Below are 806 nucleotides of genomic sequence, written 5' to 3' on the forward strand. Positions count from 1 at the left end.
CATTTATTCTTTCACGCAAGTGATGCAAGAAAAGCTAGGAAATGAGAATATCATTGCAAGCTTTCCACTAGGTGCCTTCGCTTATTATATGTTTAGCCCTCTCGACCAAAGCCCTTTAACTAGCTCCAGTCAACTTAAAGGACTTAATGTGGGTGCCGTACATGTGCACGAGAACTATTATAAACATAGACTTAGCGAAAAAATAAAACTAGACAAAGTATACAAAGACGCCCAGAACTTGAAAAAGCTCAAAGTAAAGCGTATTGATGTCATGATCGCAGCGCTTCCGGACTTGCAACCTTTCGTAGATCAATTGAGTTACTCTGCCAAGCACCCTCTTGTAGAAAGCTATGACCGTATTACGTGTCATAACAAAGCGCTCACACAAAGCTTCCTTGATGAGCTTTCACCAAGACTCAAAAGAATGAAGGACTCAGGCCGCTATAAAGAAATTTCCGGCGAGTTATTTTTTGACTTCGATAGTGAGTATAAACAACAATAGCCGGCTACCGTACAGATCGAAACAATACATGAAGCGACAATGGCTATTGCACGACTCAAGTATTTTACCTTATTAGGTTTTTTACTATTTTTCAGTAAGTTAGCAGCAGCGGAAGAGTCTATTGATTGTTTCTTAAATACAGCGGCGAGTATGCCCGCTGAAACAACGCTGGCCGAAGTTGCTCACTCATGCACACAACAAAAAGACAAACCACTTATTCCGAGGCGATGATAACCCGGATATCGACGACTACCTAGGTCACTATGAAATTACCGGTGTGATGGACTGGGGGCGCTATAAACTC

At 41.8% G+C, this 806-nt stretch carries 1 protein-coding gene; it reads left to right on the forward strand.

Translation table 11 applies throughout. The annotated features are described in order from the left end of the window. Positions 1 to 502, forward strand: a 502-nt coding sequence (locus tag A3756_RS20535; RefSeq protein ID WP_231875595.1) for a transporter substrate-binding domain-containing protein, incomplete at its 5' end; no start/stop codon positions are given. Positions 503 to 806 lie beyond the last annotated feature (304 nt).

This window comes from Oleiphilus sp. HI0086, assembly GCF_001635225.1.